Source organism: Actinoplanes sp. NPDC051633 (assembly GCF_040681735.1).
In the GTDB taxonomy this organism is placed as follows: Bacteria; Actinomycetota; Actinomycetes; order Mycobacteriales; family Micromonosporaceae; genus Actinoplanes.
This window is the reverse complement of record NZ_JBFAZH010001259.1, coordinates 1-2,140: the sequence shown is the minus strand read 5'-3', so window position 1 is coordinate 2,140 and position 2,140 is coordinate 1. Positions and strand designations below refer to the sequence as shown.

3 protein-coding genes are annotated in these 2,140 nt (G+C 70.0%); all 3 read right to left on the bottom strand.

What is annotated here, in order from left to right:
• Nucleotides 1-103 precede the first annotated feature (103 nt).
• Nucleotides 104-751: an MFS transporter gene (locus AB0M20_RS39790; protein ID WP_364306280.1), complete on the bottom strand. Its 648-nt coding sequence runs from the start codon at nucleotides 749-751 to the stop codon at nucleotides 104-106.
• Nucleotides 752-780: 29 nt separating this feature from the next.
• On the bottom strand, nucleotides 781-1,692 hold the full coding sequence (locus AB0M20_RS39785) for a carbohydrate ABC transporter permease (RefSeq protein ID WP_364306279.1): 912 nt from the start codon (nucleotides 1,690-1,692) through the stop codon (nucleotides 781-783).
• Nucleotides 1,689-2,140, bottom strand: a 452-nt coding sequence (locus tag AB0M20_RS39780; RefSeq protein WP_364306277.1) for a sugar ABC transporter permease, incomplete at its 5' end; no start/stop codon positions are given. The genes AB0M20_RS39785 and AB0M20_RS39780, both read right to left, overlap by 4 nt.

The following is a 2,140-nucleotide window of genomic DNA, read 5'->3' as shown; positions in this document are numbered from 1 at the left end:
ACCATCGCGACCGGCAGACGTGCCACCAGCGACAGCAGCAGCGCCGACGGCGCGCCGCGCCGGCGCAGCAACCGGCCGTAGCCGGTCAGACCGGGATGTGCGGTCACCTCGGCCCTCCCTGTAGAGCTCCCGGGGATGCCGTCGCGGCTGTCGCCGCGAGCCGGCGCTGTTGTTCACTGGCGATGGCCAGCCGCAGCCCGGCCGTGATCAGCCCCAGCACGCCGCAACCGGCCCACAGCATCGATGGGCCGCCCAACTCGAGCGCGGCGCCGCCGAGCAGCGGGCCGAACACGACGGCGACGTGCCACGTGACCGCGAAGAGTCCCATCGTGCGGCCGGTCGCGCCCGGGGGTGCGAGCCCGGCCGCCAGCGCGGCGCTGATCGCCGGCTGCGCCGCGTTCGAGACCAATCCGAGCACGAACAGCAGCGGGATCACCACCGCCGGGCGCCCGGCGGGCAGCAGGAGCAGCGTGGCCGCCGCGGTGCAGAGCAGGCCGGCGACGATCGTGGCCCGGCGGCCGACGCGGTCGGCCAGCCCGCCGCCGAGCAGGACGGACAGGATCGATCCGGCGCCGTACATCGCGATGCCGAGCGAGACCTCGTGCCGCGCCCAGCCGAGGGCGGCGGCGAGATACGGCGCGAGGAAGGGCACGAGCAGCCGGCTGCACCAGGACAGCAGGGTGCCCGCCCACACCCACCAGAACGCCGCAGGCAGACCCGCGATGGCGCGGGGAGCGCGCACCCGCGCCATCACCGACCTTTCATCTCAGGTACGACCGATTACTTGCCCATGCCTTCGGTGAGCCCACGCAGGAACTGCCGCTGACCGATGAGGAACAGCACGATCATCGGCAGCGCCGCGATGGTCAGCCCGGCCAGCTGCACCGGCCAGTCGGTGAGCAGACGGCTCTGCATGTCGACCAGGCCGACCGGCAGGGTCTTGAGCTGATCGCTGCTGATGAACACCAGGGCGAAGACGAACTCGTTCCAGGCGAATAGCGCCTGCAGCAGCGCCGCCGACACCAGGATCGGGCGGCACATCGGCATGATGACCCGCCAGAAGATCTGCGTTCGGGTGGCGCCGTCCATCACCGCCGCCTCGTCCACGCTGCTCGGCAGGTCGATCATGTAGGCCCGGATCAGGAACGTGGTGAACGGGATCCGGAACGCCGTGTAGAGCACGATCAGCGCCCAGTACGTGTCGAAGATGCCGATCGACTGCAGCAGTCGGAACAGCGGGATGATGGCGACCGTCGGCGCCAGCATCAGGCCGCCGGTGACCAGCAGCAGCACCGGCTGCGCCAGCGGCATCTTGACGCGGGTGAGGCCGTAGGCCGCCCACGCCGAGAGCAGCGTGGTGGAGATGATCGACGCGGCCGTCACCACGATGCTGTTGGTGAAGTAGCGCAGCACACCGGCGTTGGCCGCCTGGCTGAAGTTGCCCCAGCGCAGCTCCGACGGCAGGCCCCACGGGCTGCCGAAGACCTCGGCGTTGCTCTTGAAGCTGGACAGGATCATCCAGAGCAGGGGGTAGATGACGGCGACCGCGAGCACGCCCAAGCCGATCCAGCCGAGCACCCGGCCGATCAGATGCAGCGGGTTGCGCCCCGGGCTCTTGCCGGGCACGGGCACGTCGGCGGCCCGCGCGCCGGTGACGCTGCCGGCGGAGGTCGCCGAAGGGCTGAGGTTCACCATTCGATCCTCCGGCGTCGGGCGACCGCGAGCTGCACGACCGCGACGATGAACGTGATGACGAAGATGACCGTCGCGATGGTTGCCGCGTACCCCATGTCGTCCTCGAAGAACGCGTTGCGGTAGAGCCAGGTGTTCAGCACGTGGCTCGAGTTGTCCGGCCCGCCGGCGGTCATCACCATGACCTCGTTGAAGACCAGGAACGCGCCCGAGACGGTGAGGATGACCAGCAGGGTCGTCATCTCCCGGACCATCGGCACCGTGATGGTGAAGAACGTGCGCACCGGGCCGGCGCCGTCGACCCGGACGGCTTCGTAGAACTCGCGCGGGATGCGCTGGATCGCGACCACGAACAGCACCGCGGTGTACCCGATGGACTGCCACTGGCTCATCGCGACGATGCTCCAGATGGCCGTCGACTTCTCCCCCAGCCAGGCGTGGTTCCACG